General features: G+C 41.5%; 13 protein-coding genes. 10 read left to right on the forward strand and 3 right to left on the reverse strand.

What is annotated here, in order from left to right:
* Positions 1-145: 145 nt before the first annotated feature.
* The 4 genes from FTW16_RS13605 to FTW16_RS13620 all read left to right on the forward strand — a co-directional run bounded on the left by FTW16_RS13605 (position 146) and on the right by FTW16_RS13620 (position 3695).
* Complete coding sequence (locus FTW16_RS13605; RefSeq protein ID WP_261383452.1) at positions 146-331, forward strand: AlpA family transcriptional regulator; 186 nt, start codon at positions 146-148, stop codon at positions 329-331.
* Between the two features lie 75 nt (positions 332-406).
* Positions 407-847, forward strand: coding sequence for an RNase H family protein (locus FTW16_RS13610; protein WP_146491438.1), 441 nt, complete (start codon positions 407-409; stop codon positions 845-847).
* A gap of 212 nt (positions 848-1059) precedes the next feature.
* Entirely contained in the window at positions 1060-1200 is a 141-nt protein-coding gene (locus FTW16_RS24525; protein ID WP_017083504.1) for a hypothetical protein, read from the forward strand.
* Between the two features lie 245 nt (positions 1201-1445).
* Positions 1446-3695, forward strand: coding sequence for an ankyrin repeat domain-containing protein (locus FTW16_RS13620; protein ID WP_146491440.1), 2250 nt, complete (start codon positions 1446-1448; stop codon positions 3693-3695).
* 261 nt (positions 3696-3956) lie between these two features.
* Here FTW16_RS13620 and FTW16_RS13625 read toward each other — a convergent pair whose 3' ends face one another.
* The 3 genes from FTW16_RS13625 to FTW16_RS13635 all read right to left on the reverse strand — a co-directional run bounded on the left by FTW16_RS13625 (position 3957) and on the right by FTW16_RS13635 (position 8144).
* A complete protein-coding gene (locus FTW16_RS13625) occupies positions 3957-5984 on the reverse strand; it encodes a hypothetical protein (RefSeq protein ID WP_146491441.1) in 2028 nt (675 codons plus the stop codon).
* Positions 5985-6140: 156 nt separating this feature from the next.
* Complete coding sequence (locus tag FTW16_RS13630; RefSeq protein WP_065100345.1) at positions 6141-6968, reverse strand: HNH endonuclease; 828 nt, start codon at positions 6966-6968, stop codon at positions 6141-6143.
* Positions 6969-7289: 321 nt separating this feature from the next.
* A complete protein-coding gene (locus FTW16_RS13635; protein ID WP_146491442.1) occupies positions 7290-8144 on the reverse strand; it encodes a WYL domain-containing protein in 855 nt (284 codons plus the stop codon).
* 218 nt (positions 8145-8362) lie between these two features.
* On the opposite strand from FTW16_RS13635, the gene FTW16_RS13640 reads away from it, so the two are divergent.
* From FTW16_RS13640 to FTW16_RS24775, 6 genes are all read left to right on the forward strand, one after another.
* Complete coding sequence (locus FTW16_RS13640; protein ID WP_146491443.1) at positions 8363-12025, forward strand: ATP-binding protein; 3663 nt, start codon at positions 8363-8365, stop codon at positions 12023-12025.
* Positions 12022-12660: a hypothetical protein gene (locus tag FTW16_RS13645; RefSeq protein WP_146491444.1), complete on the forward strand. Its 639-nt coding sequence runs from the start codon at positions 12022-12024 to the stop codon at positions 12658-12660. The genes FTW16_RS13640 and FTW16_RS13645 overlap by 4 nt, the downstream gene beginning before the upstream one ends.
* Positions 12660-13958, forward strand: coding sequence for a hypothetical protein (locus FTW16_RS13650; RefSeq protein WP_146491445.1), 1299 nt, complete (start codon positions 12660-12662; stop codon positions 13956-13958). Before FTW16_RS13645 ends, FTW16_RS13650 begins: the two co-directional genes overlap by 1 nt.
* Complete coding sequence (locus FTW16_RS13655) at positions 13955-14800, forward strand: hypothetical protein (RefSeq protein ID WP_146491446.1); 846 nt, start codon at positions 13955-13957, stop codon at positions 14798-14800. The genes FTW16_RS13650 and FTW16_RS13655 overlap by 4 nt, the downstream gene beginning before the upstream one ends.
* Positions 14801-15125: 325 nt before the next feature.
* Entirely contained in the window at positions 15126-16772 is a 1647-nt protein-coding gene (locus tag FTW16_RS13660) for a type I restriction-modification system subunit M (protein WP_222433360.1), read from the forward strand.
* Positions 16762-18153 (forward strand): restriction endonuclease subunit S, encoded by a 1392-nt coding sequence (locus tag FTW16_RS24775; RefSeq protein WP_146491447.1) that lies wholly within the window; start codon positions 16762-16764, stop codon positions 18151-18153. The genes FTW16_RS13660 and FTW16_RS24775 overlap by 11 nt, the downstream gene beginning before the upstream one ends.
* Positions 18154-18377: the final 224 nt, after the last annotated feature.

Raw genomic sequence — 18377 nt, forward strand, 5'->3', positions numbered from 1 at the left:
GGTTCTCCTTTAATCAGGCTTTAGGTCATTCACTTTAATGACATATACCTCAAAAAGGTTTGAATCAGAGTAAGCCGAGCCAGCCTCATTTTTTTTAACACTATCTCCTTATCCCATGAGGACCACAGGCATAGGAGAACGTCCCATGAGATTTTTAAAGCTAAAAGAAGTGATTGAGAAAACCGCATTAAGCCGCTCGGCGATATACAGAAAAATGGACGAAGGTAATTTTCCTGTATCGGTAAGCTTGGGAGATAGGGCGGTTGCTTGGGTAGAAGAAGAGGTGAACAACTGGATGGAAATGCGCTTGGCTCAAAGAGCAAGTCATTAAACTGAATTAACGCTAAGACACAAATTAGGGCCTTACCAAAATGGTAGGCCAAAACTTGAACAGAGGAACAAGACTATGAACGAAGAAAACTGTGCAATCTATATCGGTATCGCAACATCAAAAGGAAATGCATCAAACCTACAGGGTGGGGTTGGTATCAGTGTTTATAACTATGATGAGCAGCTAGTTGACGAAAGTAATTGGTCGATAGGTGGGACTACGGATAGTTCAGAGTTAGAACTTATCGCTTTAATAGAAGCGATGGCTTATGCCAAGGATGGAGACTGTTTATATTCTAACAGTGAGTATTGTGTGAAAGGGTTCAATGAATGGTTAGATAGCTGGAAAGCAAAAGGGTGGCGCAAATCAGATAAGAAACCAGTAGCTAACCGTCATTTATGGCAACAAGTTGATGCGTTGAGAGCCAGTAAATTTGTTGAAGTAAGGCGTGCGCATAAGGTCTGGGGCTTTGAACAGATGGGGAGAGCGGGGGAGATGGCTAGGGAGGTGCTCTAAGTACATATTGTTGATTAGATAAAGGTAATGTCTAGGTCCGTAGTGTAGGTATGGCGATGTCTGACTGTCTTTCAGACCATTAGTCTGCTTTTTGACCTTAAACGATCTAGACACGTCATATGCTTTTAAATATTTTCTCTCCAATCACCTCGCCGATTTTTATAGTCCTGATTATTAAGATGTAACTGTCTTAATCAACCAGGAGCTATACCATGACGAAATCTAAGAAACCTTTAACGCAAACTGATGTTCGCCGCATACAGTCAACCACGGCGAAAGCCAATGGAGGCAAAATTCCTAAAGGTAGCTTTGCAGCCAAAGCTCAGAGTGTCGTAGATAAGCGTTCTAAATAACTAATTTTGGCATAGGGTCGGTTTACGGCCCTATGAAGGAGTTTATATGCGAAAAATGAGCAAAGATAAGGATATCAATAAGTTTGTACTTTCATTACTTAAATTGAGCTGTTGGACAGCTGTCCCTGGTACCAAACATATTGCATTGTTATCACCTTTAGGTAAACGTATAACCATACCTTCCACTCCCAGTGACCGACGGGCTTACATTAACTTCAAGAAAGACATTCTAAGGATAATCAGCAATGAAGCTGCTTCACAAAAAACGAGCTAAGCCGTATCCCACTATTCAGTGCGTACTGCGAGAAGTCGCTATTGCATTTGATGTAAAAACAGCTAGTGACGAAGATGACAGCAGGCGTGCTGCGAAGCAACTTGATGATAGCTGCAAAGTAGAAGAATTGAGCATCGACAAGTATCACGCGGTATTGTCGTTGAACATTCTGAACCCAATAAGACAAAACTTTGATGACGAGATTTCAGCGAGAGTTGAAAACTTTTTGTCTAACTTACTCAAACGTTATGCTCATTGGATGAAAAACTATCCATTGGATTCTCTTTCTGTTGAGCAGGCGAATGAACTGTTTGAGCGCACCCAGTTTTTTGAAAACCTTGTGCTGAGCTGCTTTTTGAATGAAGAGGAAGGAGGGAAAGCTCTCTGTTTGCCAGATGACATGGAGCTAACCTTATTTAATCCGGATATGCTTCCATTACTTCAAAGCTGTTTCGATGATAAGGATATGAAGGACCGCTTACGAATGTGGTGGAATGGAACTGAACTACCTTCTTTTCGTTTTGTGATGGGGATGGATAGCGCAGCTGATCACGCTTTATCGGACGAATCATGGAGAATGATAAAGTGGGGTATCATTAGCTCGCGTTTTGTTCGCTATATACAATCATGTTCGACGTTTACTAACGTATCACTTTCACATGCAAAAACCTTTCTGCATGCTAACAAGAATGACAGTACAAACCATCATGAGTTCTGTGAACAGGTCAGTTCATTGAAACAGTGGTACGAGGCAGTCAGTTATACATCAAAGTCTGTGTCTCACAAGAACGAGTTTGAAAAGCGGTTAGCAAATTTGGAGCGGGCGATAGAAGGGCTTCCTAGCGAGATAGAGGCTGATCACTATCTACTTTGGTACAAAGCTAGGCATTCGATTTGGTCTGGGGAGCTAACCGAAGCGAACGAGTACTATCAGCAAGCGTTTACAGCGGCTTTGTATCGGGAGCATTCAAAAGCAGTGCTAGGAGAGATCATCAAAGAGTCGTTGTTGGTCGCCGCTCACCAAGCTAGGCCAGATTTAGTTTTTCTCAAGAGATTAAAAACGGCACAAATTTACTTTTTCAATGAGCTGATGCCAGCAAGGTACCTGGAAGAAGGTTCAGGAAAATACCAGGTTCTAGCGAACAACGAAGTGGAGGCTTATCGCACTGAATTTAAGCGTTACTTCCCTGATGAACATTGTTACCCAGGAATTAAATGGACAATATACAAGCAAAAAGTTGGTTATGTTCTAGAAGAGATCGACTCTTCCGATCACACTAACTCTAAACGTCAGAAAATTGAAATTGGTCTAGAAGGGGGAGCTAAGCGAAAGACAACACCACTTATCTATGCTTGTCTAGATAACGACGTTGAGAAAGTTGAAAATCTGCTTGAGTCGGGTGCAAGTGTTAATGCTCTTTCGGAAGTGGGTGAGTCCCCACTATTGATTGCTCTAGCGAATCTTGATTTTAGTGAGCCGACGTCGCCACTAGACGACTCAATTTTTAATCTTGTCTCAGAACATGCGTACAGTGAGAAAACTCTAAATACAGTCTCTACGCGAAAAATGAACTTCCCTTTGTTTGCAGCGGTCGAGAGTGGTCGTCCAGATATCGTGAAAAAGGTGCTATCGATGAGCAAGGATATCACTATCGATCTGAAGGGAAGTATTGAATATCAAACGTCGCTGTATGCTTGTTTGGGTAAGCTGGCAATGATTAAGAATCCGAGCAAGTTCAAGGAAAGCCTTATGTCGATGCCACGTGAAGAGGCAGTGAACCAACTTAGGCCTCTATTCGCAGGGACGAGCTCACCATTCAATGCAGAGTTAAGTTCTCATTTGAGTGCTCAACAACAGGACCAAAGGTTCCTCGCGATGATGGATGCTATATTTGAACGTGTACAGGCACGTTTCCCCAAACCTTCTTCTATGCGCCAGATTGCTCGAATCCTATTAAATGCTGGTGCCAATCCAAATATTGAAGTGGTAAAAGATGGTATGCGTTATACGCCGTTGATGCTGGCTGCGGAGCTTAACGAGTCACAATTGTTCAAGAAAATGATCGAACAGAGTGGAGACTGGAAGAAAACGTATACGGTACCGGTTGGTAGCCCTTTCCCAAAAAGAGCCATTGATTGCTTCGATATCGCGGAATACTTCGAGGCAGGTGATGTGAAACGGTATATAGAAAACAACCTAACTGGAAATCAGGTGGGTTAAGAAGGCGTAGACTATTTGTAGAAGACATTATAGATAAAATTAGAGCAGTTTGTTTTGTAATTAATGTGATTAGATCGTTTAGCTGATTGATTTAAATGCGAATATCTGGTGTAACTGTTCACGAAAGTCGTGTTGCTCTGACGTTATGGCGGCTTCCAAGGTCTGAGTAATGCCCAGTCGCTCTGGAAGCAGCCGTTAATTTATTGTGTTCGAGAACGATTAACTTAATTTTTAAACCCGAGAGTAGTTACTCGAGAACATTTATACGGTGACTATCAATGATTCATAACTTTGGATGGGGAGTGATACAGCATTTTCATTTTCTAAGCATTTAACGACACCGTCGACATCCACGTCATTGAATATTGTTTTATCGGTGCTAGATATATCAATAACAAGGTGCCCGTTGTCATTTTCTGTTTTGCCTTTAAACAGCAGTATTCGTTCCAGAGATATGTCGTTCAATCTTTCTTGATTACCAACTAACTCCAGTATATCGCAGTAGCCGTTAAACTTAGGAAATAAGACGATAGATCCGAACACGTATTCGTTAAAGTGGTTACTATGACTGGCTTTTTCAACTCTTCTATTGCTACGAAGACGGTGCCTTAATCCACTGGGAGGGCTGCTTGGACTGTCTTGGCTCTTTTCTTCTGACATCAAATCAATACGGGATTTAAACCCAGCAATTATCATTTCGTCTTCAGTAGACTTAGGCTGACGAACTTCCCAGTTTTTGACATAACTCTTTTTCATTAATTGATTACGATATTGATGAGTTTTATGCGATATATTTTTACAACTATATGATGAAAATGAATCGGTTAGGAAGCGACCGTATTCAGCAGAAGCTATAAATTGTGAAAATAGCCCCTCAGCTGAGGTGTTGAGTTCAATTTGATGTTCCTCATTTCCTAAATCTATATCGTCTAGAAGCTCATCTTGTAGAACGGGTACGAAAACCTGATTGGTAAGAAAAATGTTTTTTATATCAAAAGATAAGTCCTGCTTAATCCAAGCCTGAGTGCGGGGTGATAGCGTAAATTGTTGTTTTGACCAATTTAATACATCATCTTCGTTTGGCATCATTCGTACTATATCTTTGAAAAACAAAAGCCCCGTAGAGTGCCAATGTTCAACTCGAACTATAGTGTTTGTTTCTAACTCGTCCCAAAATAGACTAGGTGTTGAAGATGTACAGATATCTTCAGAAACAGGCAACCCGCAAAAGTGAGATGATGGACGATTTTTCTTCTTGATGGGGATAAAATCTAGTAGAGATAAGTAATTATTATGGTAGTTGGCTTCAGGGTGAATGTTTGAAGTTAAGAGAAAAAGCTTCATTGAGTAAGAAGGCGTTTGTAGGTTTCGTTTGTATTCTCTAACCTTTTCGAGTGCTTTTAATGGGGTTTGATAAACTTCGCTATTAAACTTTAGACGATCAGAAGCATTCGATAACTGGCAATTAAAGGCGTCATAATGTTTGAGGGCATTGTCGAGCATAAAACTATTGTTAGCCAAGTGCTGACGGTATTTTTCTTTCCATAGCTCTGTAGTAAAACCACATTTATTAATAGCTATGAGTGCGAGTTCTACCTTATGCAGCGATGCTATCACTTGCTCTCCGACTTCCTCATAGAAGGACTTGTTGTGCTCAAATGCAAGCTCTTTGTTTTTATCTTCGTCGAACACGAGCTCGTTGTTGGATATTGAGAGAGAAGGGCAGTCAAAGCAATTAAAGCCAACTGTTATCTTTGTTTGTAATTTCTCTGCCGAAGTTTCGTCGGTCTGATAATTATCGAATGCTAATTGAATATTTTCTGTTGTAGAAGAAGACAGCTCGGCTCCATATATGGATAAGTGATTCTTAGGTTTCTGGTGCCAATATCTTAGCTTACTCAAGCTATCGGTTAACGCTTGAATCCCTTCGTTCAATTCTACGTAATGGTGTACGGACTCTTCCCATTTCAAGGTCAGGCTTTGTTTGAATTCGTATTCTGCTAGCTTCGAGTTGAGTTGAAGACTTTGTTCTTCTAAGTGCTCTTGTGTTTTACTGATGTCGATAGACTTTTGTGCCAGCATAATGGCAATGATTGCTCCTGCCGCTGTAATTGGAAGCCCAAGTAGGAGGTTCCACAGTCCAGTTATACTGGATAATTTCTCCTCTATTGTTGCAGTCGAATAGGAACTACTAATATAAAGAGTAAATAAAACAGCTATCACTGAAACCAAAAAGAACAGTGAAAAACCTCGGATCAGATTGTTGGTTATCTTTCTATTACTAGCCATAGTTCTACTTTTCCAATATCTAAGATATCTATTTATTGTTTGACCTATCTTAGAAAGAAAGTGTAATGATATAAATTGCGGCACATTTCACTAAATGCTAGTTATGGCTTGAGCATTCGCCGTTAGGAGAGTGACTCAAAAAGTACTAACCACTAATTAGGAGTCTTTCCTAAAGATGTGTTTTCGATGATACTGCAAAAAATGATCATGCTGGGGGAAGCACCAACGAAGCTTCATAGTGGGTGAAATATTCAGTTTTTCGACGTCATTTGATGTTAATTGTGGTGATAACATAATCAGCCCATCACGATCAAAAGATATGTAGCCTTTATCAAAAGCAGTATCTAAGTTTGGGGTAAGCAATAATCCATTTGTCATATCTATCGCTTCGGATGCGGAGCAGTCACGCCAAGGTTTGATGTGGGATGCAACAAGAAAATCCGTGTTATCGAATCCTGTCACCGAACAACTTGTCCAATGGTGAATGAGCCGAGATCGAAATAGTCCTTGCCCGATACGCGCTTGAATGGTTATCTCTCTATCTTTTTCTGACAAAGTATCGAGCTGAGCCTGCATCATTTCTAAATCTGTTATTACGTTGTTTGGAGCGATAGGAGTGACCCATTTTAGCTCTTCTAGAGCTTCTGCCACCTGATCTTTTAATACCCACGTGAAGTGACCATTGATATTTGTTTCATCAGCCGCTGTACAAATGGTATATGTCCAAATAGGTACTCCATTTTTTTGCTGTTCAGGTGTGTGCTGGAGGATAAGGCTTAGCTCATGAGCAAAGCTGCCGTACTGCTCATTACCCGTCATGTAATTTTCGTACCCTGCAGCTTTAGCTAATTGAATAGCTGTTATTTTCCTGTCTTCGGCTCGATAGTTTGCCTTCAGCATTTTAATACCGTTCTGTATTTTTTTTGAGGAGCTTGTAGAAAGCTCCTTAAGCGCTTGTGCAATTTTTGTTGAGTTGTGTGTCATGGTAGACCTCTTTGTTTTATTCGCTATCGATATCATGGTCAATGCCCCCCCCCTAAATTGGATGACTTATCAACATGGCCTGTAGAGTCATTTGAGATACTCTTTGGGGTCTATGTAGAGGTTAGTATGCTTGTCCTCATTAGCTTAGAAAATGACAGGTTTTATGACATCAGCGAGGGCGACCGGGAGAAGGGTGAGTGAGTTAGTGTGTTCTTATTGAAAGTGATACCAAAAAGTCGGGTTCTAATTGCTAGCACAGACAGGTGATGTTCCATCTAGAACATCACCAATCTTGTCGGGTTGTCTCGAACGAACCTTGATTTATCTAGGTAGACTCTCGTCAAAGAAGGCTGTCAATTGATAGGCTTCTGGTTGTTCTTTTAGCAGTTTTTGGTCTTGCATTACGCCCATACGTCGCAAGTAATAATCGACTAAAGCTCCACGAGTTACTATTTCCATCTTCTTGTTTTTCATAGCGTAGTCGTCAGCAACAACAACTTGTTGTTCCTCAGACAAGTAAGGATTAGGTGTAATCGTTAACTTAACTTGATGGTTCCAGTTGTCATCATGTTCTCGCATTTTTGGTGACTTATCCATTAAGTCAGGTTCGTTCCTAAAGCGACTTAACACGAAATCTCGAAATTCATTTTTCTCTTCACAATATGCTCTTACATGCCACCTGATCCCATCATAGACTAAGCTGTGAGGCGCAATAATTCGACCTCGAACCTCAGGTGTAGAGAGCGATACATAGTCAATATCGACGCGAAGGTTAGCCCTTGCTGCCGCAATTAATCCTCGAACAATGCTTGGTGATATAGCCCTTTCAGGAACGTTCAATACGGTCGATTGAGCTTCCCCCCAATTAAAGAACTCGAAGGTCTCTTCTTGGTTATATTGCTGATGAAGCATAAGTAGATACTCATGAGCAGTGCCTTGAGTAAATAAAGGCTTAAAGTTGTCTGCTGGCCTATAGCCTTTAATTGTTCTATCCAGTATCAATTGACCTTGGTCAGTTAAGCTAATGTACTTGTTGATATCCCTAGAAGCTTGTTGTCTCCCTATGTGAAAAGCATCACATAGGTGATTTGTCGTCAGTCGACCCTCCCAAAGAGCAATTATCTCAATTAGTCGAAATCGTACTTGTTGGTCCCATTTGATATCTGCTTGACTCATGTTCGTGCTCATAAATGTTACATGTTGATGTATACAGTATATACATGTAGTGAAAAAGTACATATATTTATTGAGGATATTGAGAAGGGCAAGAAAAGTCAGGAATCTTTACTGTGAGCGAGTCGATGGTATTGAAAGGTGTAACCTGATTTAGTGACCACAAATTCAAACTGGTTGATTTTCATTCAAGAAAAACAACATAACTCGAGATAGATACGATGATGTATGCCGGATTGACCAAAGTTATCGCAATAAATTCTTATCAGAAAAACAAGATGTTTTCTGAGTATTCTTTTGACGCTCCCACTCAGATCACTGGCGGTAACGGAGAAGGCAAAACATCACTGTTAAGGCTCATTCCGTTCTTTTATGGAGCGACTGGTACGCAGATCGTCAGAAAATCGAATGTCAATAAGCCCTTTGCAGAATGGTATTTACCACACAACAATAGTTACATTGTTTTCGAGTACATTACTGCTCGTGGTCAAGTTGCTCATATCATTTGTTATCGAAACCTTAGTACTAAAGGTGGCATTGTGTACCTCTTCGTTAAAGGTCAGTTTGAGCAGTCAGTGATCATTAAACAAGATAGCGAAGACAAGCCTTACGCTATCGGCTGTACAAAGCTGGCCGGGGAGCTGAACGCCAACGGTTTGGATTACGAGTCGCGTATTACTAGCGTCAAAGAGTACCGCGAAATTATCCAAAACATTAATACAGGGAATTTGAGTAATCAGTTCTTAAGCTACTCTTTGTGCTCTGGTCGTCATGATGTCCGTCACATTGAAAAAATCACAGCGGCGTTGATTCAAGGTGAATTCAATATGGCCGACACAAAGGCGCTTTTCCTGGATATCCTCGAGCAAGGAAATAGCACATTAGAGTTTGGTGTGGATGCAAACAGAATTGAACAATGGTGTGACGACTACAACGGCCTAACAGCGTTCCTAGCCAAAAAAGAAGCGTTCATTGAAGCTATTGCGAACAATAAGCAGATTGCCTATCTAACCACTCAGCTCGCAAGTGCCTTAATAACCATTCGTGATGCGTCTGAAAGCCTTGATGAATCTCTTAAGAAAACCGAACTCGAGCGCTCAGATTTTCTTGAAAACAGTGACAAGCAGATTGGCGAAATTAATCAAGATAAGCTTGATAAAGAGGTTCAAAAGAGCGCTCTTCAACGCTCTATCACAAGTATTAACTCTGAGATCGAAGTACATCACAGCAAGCTTATAACATACGAAAATAGTGGTTATCCAGAACTGTCCGTTAAGCTAAAGCAATTGCCAGAAATGGAAGTCAGGGTGGCACAACAAAGACAAAGTTACGCCGATCTTGAAACTAAGGTAAATGATGCGAAAGCAAAGTATGAGAAAGACAAACAAAACCTTGTTAGTAAGTTCAATAAAGAAAAGACTGACCTAACAGAGCAAAAACTTGATGCCGAGAAAGAGTGCAAGGTTAAAAAAGACAAGATAGACGATGTATATCAGCCACAGTTAAAGGAACTGACCCAAACCCATACGAGTTTTACAGCGGATAAATCCCAGGCTCTTATGGAACATAAAGCTGAACTCGCCACTCAAAAACAGCGACTAAAGAACCCAGATATTGATGAGCTTCTCATTGAACAGAGAGAGCTGTTGGAGTCTGAGAAGGACAGATTACAAGAACAAGTAGACACGTTAAAACACACGACAACTTTGAGTGAGAAGGAAGGAGTCAACTTACAAACTAAACGTGAAAAGCTACTCGAAAGATTAGAGGCCACTCGTCGAAATATGCGCGATGCCGAAACCAGGTTAAAAGTAGTCAGTAACCGATTAGACCCAGATTCAGGAACCTTGTTCTCGTTCCTGGAGGCTAATCGACAGGGGTGGCAAAGCTCTCCACTTGGTCGTGTTCTTACCGATGAGCTTTTGATGGACACGACACTCACACCATCAATGACTGAAGATTCAGGTTCAATGTACGATTTATATATCGATACGAGCAACCTAGCAGATTGTAGTGTCACCAACAAAGCTGATGTGGAAGAGCAGGCTCACTTGATGGACCGTATCGTTGAGCTTGAAGACGCAGAGGCTGATTTCAATAAGCAAATTTTGAAAAATGATTTTGCTGTTAAGCAGTCAACGCTTGAGTTATCACGATTACGCAATGAACTGCGAAACGCTGAGGGTGACCTATCACAAACTAAGGTTAACCTTAAAAACAAGAAAATAGAGATTGCCCGTGCAAAAGAGGGCTTAGTCGAAAAAATTAATATAAACATCAAATCGATTGAGAAAGCTATAGCCCTGATTGATAGGGAAATCTCAGTGACGCTTGAACGTTTTGAAGAAGCAAAATTAGAGCTAAACAACGACAGGCTTACTCAAATTAGCAATGTTGAATCATCACTTGATCTCACGATCGGAGCTATAGATGAACTACTGGAAAAAAGTACTCTGACGTTGGGCGAGAACAAACAGCGCATCAAAACGGAGTATGAACAGCGGTTGAGTGATCAAGGTATTAGCGGTGAAATCTATCAAAGCTACAAAGAAGAAATTGAATTGCTTGATAATGAGATCAAAAACTTAAAAGTGAAGTCTCATAAAATCAAAGAATATGAGATATGGCTTGCTGTTTATGAAGTGGATGATCCTAAGAGACGTGACGATCGCAATACTAAGGTCAAAGAACTTGAAACGGTGCATCAAGAGTTTGAATCTTATGAAACTAAACTGAAAGAGTTGAGAGCCAAAGCTCATCGAACCAAAAAAGAGTTTGATGAGAAGCTTTCTATCTTGAGAAACCACAAACAGCGAGCTGACAGTGCAATCTCTCGCCTAACTAACTATGTGATGTTTGAGGGCGAAGAAGGCAGCCAAGAAGCACTCGATTATAATGGCGATTTAAATTCACTCTTGAGTGATGTAGAGAGCAAACTCCCGGAGTTAGAGAGCCTTACTAAGCTACGTAAAAAAGATATACAACAGATGGAAACTATCACTCTCAACCTTGGTGACGGGGAGCTGTATCGTTTCTGGAATGAAAGCAGCCGAAACGCCATTACAGAGGATATTGTTGCTAGTGACTCTAAGCGAATAGATATTCTAGAAATCATCATGAATGACATTATTCCTCAGGTGACCAGCATAACAATTGAAAGCGCGGTAAACATGGGGCGTATGCTCGTTGACTTCAAGCATCGGCTACTTGGCTTCGATCGTGATATTAAGAAACTTGGTCGTAATATCTCTGAACAAGTAAAGCTCAATAACACGTTCTCGGTGGTTGGTTCTATTGACATTAACGTTGAGAGTTCACTTTCCAAACTGCAAGGTTGGCAAGATATTATCAACTTCTCTGAGATTTACGAAGAGTGGGATAAAACGGGATCTGCTGAGCTACCAACCAAAGAGTTTTTCAACGCTTTAAGTACACTGTCGTACCATATTAGTGCCGAGAAAGTTAAGAAGCCTACTGAGTTGTTTGATATCAAATTTGAAGTCATCGAGAACAACCAGCGTAAAACGGCCAAAACAGATAAAGATATGCGTGATTTGGCCAGTAATGGTACGAACTTGCTCATTCAATCCATGTTGTATTTAGCACTACTGACACAACAACGTGGAGCAAGTCGACTATCAATAACTTACCCAACCGATGAGATTGGTAAGCTGACGGCAGAAAACCAAGCCAAACTGCTCAAAATGATGGGGGCACATAACTTCAATGTTATCGCGGCTCAACCAGATGGCAATAACCGTACAGCCAATTTATTCAAGTACCTGTACCACTTAACGCCTTACAAGAACATTTTCAACAAACCTAAAGTAAGCAAACTTGCGTTAGCTAAAGCCGCTGAAACTAGCACAGGAGTAGAAGCATGAAGCCAGTATCACAAGTCCTAGAGTGTTTACTTAGTGGTAGCTTTATCTGCCCAGCAACGGATCGTGAAGCTTACAAGACGCTTAAAGAGGATCGTACACGCCGAGAAATCAATGAAGCGTTGACTCTTATGGGCCGCGAGCTCCAATGTACGAGCAGAACCAGCGCTTATTATGTCACCTATAAAAATATCGACGACCACAATCGTCGTCAGGTCACCGCGTTGATGAGTAATGTACACAGTATCATTCGACCTGTGGTTAAGTTCGTGGCGACAGTCAGTGAGGCTGCTCAAGTTGAAGCAGTGATGGTTGGTGGTGATGAGTTAAATGTGCCTGTGCTGAGTGCGCAAATCCAATCGTCTCCTAGCTTGATGGAGAAACTCGATAGTATTTATCGACTTCCAAAAGTGAGTCGAAAAAAAGTGCGTGACAGTGCAGCTGATAAACTAAATGTGGTTGTTGAATTTCTGGTTAAAGAAGGGGTGGCTCATTTAGTAAACAAAGAGCGCCAACTCTATGTGATGACGGGAAAATTAGACTTTGTTTACGAGGTGCTCGATTTCATCGATACGCATGAAAAGATCGTTGAGACAGTTAACAAAGCAAACGAGAACCAAGGGGAGTTCAACTTTTGATGAGTCCTCAAAACAATGGGAAACATGGTGGTGTTAACCACATGCTTCGCTTAATCAGCCAAGCAAAGGACACATTAACGCATGTTTTTGAAAATGGCACGATACGTGAAACTCATGAAAACGCCAATGACCTACGTAAATTAAAAGAAGCCCGTGTTGTTATCGTGACAAGCCGCGGCTACCGCGTGCACCCTAAGATGGAAGCATTGATGAACTACTTCCTTGAAACGGAAGCAAGTTCATTTCTCGGGACTCAACATGCTGAGCGCATTCCAGAAATTCAGGGCTTAGCGCAAGAATACCTGGAAGCTAAATTAAATGGCAAAAGAGAACAAGAGGCGGATAGGTTTAATAGCCTTGAAGGTGTCGTTTATGAAATCACAATGGACTTGCAAGAGTCTTGTCGTCGCTTAAGAAACCGTATCAGTTATGATTTTGGCTATGGCCATACGCTCGCTCAAAAACAAAAAGAGAACCAAGTTGCTATAGAGCAAGCTGAAAAGCTTGTTACTGGCATGAAAGCTTTCTCTTTTAAGTTGTTGAGTGAAATGGCTGGAGATAACTCAGAGCTCAACACCTTGTTTTGTGCTGAAATGCACAGTGCGATTCGTAGTTGCCAACAAGAGCTAGGATCTATCCTAATTCAACTCCGAGCTTTGATGCTGAAGTATCGTAACCGCGAACGCGATAAGGACCTGATCAATGCCTTTGATCGGTTTATTGATCAAGAGCCACACTGGACACCAAGTGACGATTTGATCTTGCCTGATGAGGTAGCAAAGCACGATGGTATACCGATGTTTTGGCTTTCAGAGCCGATACAATTTGCACATCACCCAAATCCTGATGATATGGACCAAGAGCCTGAGTTGGCCGATATTGTTGAAAAAATCACGGCACAGCCCGCCGAACAAGAAGAGCTTCCGGTTGTTGAAAAAGCTGAGCGACGAGAATTGACTCTTGATGTTGAAATACAAGAGCTGATTGAAGCGGACATTGATTCACATTGCGATACCTTTTTTGCTGAAGCCTTTATTGGTAAGGGAAAAACCAGCATTTCCGCTTTGGAGTATTACGAGCAAATCAATAGTGACTTACCGGAAGATCTTGACCAGCTCACTTGCGCTAAAGACGTGTGGTTATTTAGCGTGCTTAATTTCCATAGTTCAATGCTTCCCGAAGATAGCAAAGGCTTTACCGTTGAGCCTATCGGATCTTATACCTATTTAGCAAAAGGTAGCAATATAGGTTACGGCAACCTTCACTTAGAAGATGTGTCTATAGCGAGGAAATTGTGAGTAGAATTATTGATGATATAACGGGTAGTGATTTAAATCGGTTAAAGCAATTGTTCTCTCCTGCGAAGGTTAATGAAGGCGCCAGTGTAGCGCTGAGTGGCGTGTTTGATACTTTTCATCGTGACTTTAGTGTTGGGAGCGCTAGAGGAGAAAATTTGCAGCTGACGCCTAGAGATATACGTCAAATCAGGAAGGTGATCAAAGAGCAATCAGGCTTTGATCTTCTAACTGACTCTATCCCGGATTCTCGAACGGATATGGCTCAGTTCTTTCCAAACGAGAAGCTAAGCTCAAGGCCTGTCAAAGACAAAGTCATTAAAATTTATGGGATTTTGTCCACGAACATAAATGGCAAATCATATGACTTACAAGAGGGCATGAACATTGAGGTAGCTCTAAGTCATTTGACGAGCATTGAGCACAGCCAAGTTGTGATTGTTGAAAACTATGAAGCATTCTCTAAGTTTAGATTAGTACAAACCGACATAGGTTCTAATCCTCTTATTGTTTACCGAGGAGACAAGGACACGGGAGTAATATCAAAAGAAATTGCGTTGGCTTTTCCAGAGGTCGAGCTTATAGCTTGGTTTGACAGCGATCCTAAAGGTATTTCTTTAGCTTTATCATCGGGAGCAACTTATATGCTGCTACCAAATTTATCTATGGGTTCTCTCAAAGAACATGGTCGCTCAGACTTGTTTGCAGACCAATACCAAAACTGGGATCGTGTCTCAAAACTTATCCCCCCTAAGTTAGAGTCCATAATGTCTGAACTGGAAAAAGGGATAACCCAAGAGTCAATCATGGCAAATCAAATAGCCGTAAGGTTACATCAAATTTAGTCACGTAAATGTCGAGCTCCCCTATAAGTGCAGAGATAGGCATGTTTACCTTGGGGTAATCAATCAAATGTTGTGAAGCTCATGCAGAGTGCCAACAAGACTGTTAAATGCTGCTAATCTGGCCACTGAATTATTTATAAAGATTAAACGAATTTTTTGGCTTTTTTAAAATGCTCGATCATTTGGATATTTCCTTACCTTAAGGCACGTAAAAAGCGCCTAAAATCGGAGCTTTATCAATTCAACTCATTCAATTTCATATATAATCGCCCTCAATAGTCTGCGGTTGAAAGCAGAGTCCTACATTATTCGAGTAATTAAGAACATGGCAAAAGAACCTGCTAACAAGAAACCCGCCTCAAAAGCTAAGCCTGCGTCAAAAGCTAAAAAAGTGGCCAAAGGCTTTGAAGAGACCCTTTGGGATACTGCTAATCAGCTGCGTGGCAGTGTTGAGTCATCTGAATACAAACACGTGGTATTAAGCCTTGTGTTCTTAAAGTTCATCAGCGACAAGTTTGAAGCACGCCGTCAGAAGATGATAGGCGACGGGCAAGAAGCTTTTGTTGAGATGAAAGAGTTCTACCAACAAGACAACATCTTCTTTTTACCAGAAGATGCGCGTTGGTCATTTGTTAAAGCGCGCGCTAAGCAAGATGATATCGCTATCATCATTGATACCGCTTTATCGACTATCGAAAAAAACAACCCAAGCTTGAAAGACGCTTTGCCAGACAACTACTTCTCGCGCCAAGGCCTGGAAGTGAAAAAGCTGGCGTCACTTATCGACAGCATTGAAAACATCGATACGCTGGCGAACGAATGCGATATGAGTGAAGAAGACTTAGTGGGTCGTGTTTACGAATACTTCCTAGGTAAGTTTGCAGCAACCGAAGGCAAAGGTGGTGGCGAGTTCTATACGCCTAAGTCAGTGGTAACACTATTAGCTGAAATGCTCGAACCCTACCAAGGTAAGATTTACGATCCGGCTTGTGGCTCGGGCGGTATGTTTGTTCAGTCTTTAAAGTTCATTAAAGAGCATGAAGGACGCACCAAAGACATCGCTATTTATGGTCAAGAGCTGACCTCCACTACTTATAAACTGGCGAAGATGAACTTAGCCATTCGAGGTTTATCGGGTAACTTGGGTGAGCGTGCTGCCGATACCTTCTTTGCTGACCAGCATAAAGACTTAAAAGCCGATTACATCATGGCTAACCCACCGTTTAACCTTAAAGGTTGGCGTAATGAAGCAGAGCTAACCGATGATGCGCGCTTTGCTGGCTATCGCACACCGCCAACAGGCAACGCCAACTACGGTTGGATTTTGCACATGCTCTCTAAGCTAAGTGAAACAGGCACTGCTGGTTTTGTTCTGGCGAACGGCTCTATGAGCTCAAATACGTCTGGTGAAGGTGAGATCCGCCAGCAGCTAATCGAGAACGATCGCGTTGAGTGTATGATCGCGTTGCCGGGGCAGCTGTTCTTTACTACGCAGATCCCTGTATGCATTTGGTTTATCACTAAAGACAAAACCGAGAACACCACTAAAGGTTTCCGTAACCGCCAAAAAGAGACGCTATTTATTGATGCCCGTGAAATGGGCACCATGATTAGCCGCACCAACAAAGAGCTGACCAAAGACGATATTGCTCTAATTGCTGACACTTACCACGCTTGGCGTTGTGATGAAGCAGAACTCAAAGCGCGTATTGAGCGTGGCGACGGCAAAGTCGAGAGGTATGAAGACAAAGCAGGCTTCAGCAAATCAGCGACCATTGCTGATATTAAGGCTAATGATTTTGTACTGACTCCGGGACGCTATGTTGGCACAGCTGAAGAAAAGGGCGATGGTATTTCTTTTGATGAGAAAATGGCGACAATAACCGCTAAGTTGAGAGAGCAATTTGCTGAATCCGCAACTCTAGAAGCTGAGATTAAGAAGAATCTAGCGGGGTTAGGTTATGAGTTGTAGTATTCGAGCTTCATGGGTACATGCGGGCGGAAAAGCACCTGAACACTGGAGCTTTACTACTATCGAAAAACTACTAGAAACTCCAAAATCCGTTTCGGTAGGTGTTATGTATCCTGGTAAAGATACACTTGGCGGTGTACCGCTAATAAAAGTATCTGATGTGAAAAATGGATCATTGTTAGGAAAACCAGACTTTTGTATCAGTCCTGAAGTTGATGAAGAGTATAAACGTACCCGGTTGAATGGAACAGAACTACTGATTACTTTAGTTGGTAATCCAGGTGATTGTGTCTTGGTTACAGGAGAGATGAAAGGCTGGAATGCTGCACGAGCATTAGCCGTTGTAAGATTAAGAGAGCCTGAATTGTGCGAGTGGCTGCGGTATGTTTTGCTAAGTAAGCCTTCGAAGCATTTAATAGATTCACGTTTGAATACGACTGTGCAAAAGACTCTTAATTTAAAAGATGTTAAAGAACTTCCAATTCCAATTCCACCAACTGTAGAAAGGGAGCAGATCACTAAAACCATTCGTGATGTTGAAAAGCGGGTTAATCTAAACAACCAAATAAACCAAACCCTAGAGCAAATGGCGCAAACGTTATTCAAATCTTGGTTTGTCGACTTTGACCCTGTAAAAGCCAAAATGAATGGCGAACAACCAAAAGGGATGGATGCAGCTACTGCCTCGCTTTTCCCAGAAAAGCTCGTTGAGTCTGAGTTGGGCTTGATTCCTGAAGGTTGGGATGTTTCACCTCTATCTAACTACATCAATATTAAACATGGTTACGCTTTTAAAGGGACTTATTTTTCTGATAAAGAGACCGACGATATCTGTGTAACACCCGGAAATTTTCGTATTGGTGGCGGTATAAAGCTAGATAAGCTTAAGTATTACGATGGCCCAATTCCTGATGGCTACACCTTTACTAAGGGAGACTTGATGGTCACCATGACGGACTTGAGTAAACAGGCTGATACTCTTGGATATCCTGCTTTTGTTCCTGAAAGTGCAAGTAAAACTTATCTGCATAATCAGCGAGTTGGTAAAGTCGAACTTAAGACTGAACAAGATATCAAAAACTATTTATATTCATTTTTCTGTTCAAGCGGTTACAGAAATGAAGTTTTAGGGGGGGTGACAGGTTCCACCGTAAAGCATACAGCTCCTAAGAAAATAATGGCAATTGAGGTCGCTCTTGATTTAGTAGTTGCTGATAAATTTAGTCAGTTAGTTGCACCTTTATTCGAAAAGAAAGCTCAAAACTTAGCTGAGAATAGTTACCTTGAAAAGCTTCGAGATACACTTCTACCTAAATTGCTTTCCGGCGAAATCGACTTAGAAAACCTGCAAGTAGAACAAGCTATAGCCATCGCAGAGTAGCCTTTCGTCATTCCAGAAAGTGAGGGACGAACTTATCAGGAATCTCGTTTTTGGTGTGGATGAAAAGCGAGATCTCTGATACCTCGTTCCTCGGTTCTGAGATGACGAAGGCGAGGTTCTAACCTGACGAAGGTGAAGGTCTAAGGTGACGAATCAAAGACACTTCCGATAACGGAACAGAATAGATTCTGTAAAAATTCAAATAACTAAGAAACATCAAACAA

This window comes from Vibrio sp. T20, from assembly GCF_007858795.1.
Lineage (GTDB): Bacteria > Pseudomonadota > Gammaproteobacteria > Enterobacterales > Vibrionaceae > Vibrio > Vibrio satsumensis.

Excerpts from the sequence above, each read along its gene's own strand:
- FTW16_RS13645 (WP_146491444.1), top strand. The coding sequence starts at position 12,022 with ATGAAGCCAGTATCACAAGTCCTAGAGTGTTTACTTAGTGGTAGCTTT.
- FTW16_RS13610 (WP_146491438.1), top strand. The coding sequence starts at position 407 with ATGAACGAAGAAAACTGTGCAATCTATATCGGTATCGCAACATCAAAA.
- FTW16_RS13650 (WP_146491445.1), top strand. The coding sequence starts at position 12,660 with ATGAGTCCTCAAAACAATGGGAAACATGGTGGTGTTAACCACATGCTT.
- FTW16_RS13625 (WP_146491441.1), bottom strand. The coding sequence starts at position 5,984 with ATGGCTAGTAATAGAAAGATAACCAACAATCTGATCCGAGGTTTTTCA.
- FTW16_RS13620 (WP_146491440.1), top strand. The coding sequence starts at position 1,446 with ATGAAGCTGCTTCACAAAAAACGAGCTAAGCCGTATCCCACTATTCAG.
- FTW16_RS13660 (WP_222433360.1), top strand. The coding sequence starts at position 15,126 with ATGGCAAAAGAACCTGCTAACAAGAAACCCGCCTCAAAAGCTAAGCCT.
- FTW16_RS13630 (WP_065100345.1), bottom strand. The coding sequence starts at position 6,968 with ATGACACACAACTCAACAAAAATTGCACAAGCGCTTAAGGAGCTTTCT.
- FTW16_RS24775 (WP_146491447.1), top strand. The coding sequence starts at position 16,762 with ATGAGTTGTAGTATTCGAGCTTCATGGGTACATGCGGGCGGAAAAGCA.
- FTW16_RS13640 (WP_146491443.1), top strand. The coding sequence starts at position 8,363 with ATGATGTATGCCGGATTGACCAAAGTTATCGCAATAAATTCTTATCAG.
- FTW16_RS13605 (WP_261383452.1), top strand. The coding sequence starts at position 146 with ATGAGATTTTTAAAGCTAAAAGAAGTGATTGAGAAAACCGCATTAAGC.
- FTW16_RS13635 (WP_146491442.1), bottom strand. The coding sequence starts at position 8,144 with ATGAGTCAAGCAGATATCAAATGGGACCAACAAGTACGATTTCGACTA.
- FTW16_RS24525 (WP_017083504.1), top strand. The coding sequence starts at position 1,060 with ATGACGAAATCTAAGAAACCTTTAACGCAAACTGATGTTCGCCGCATA.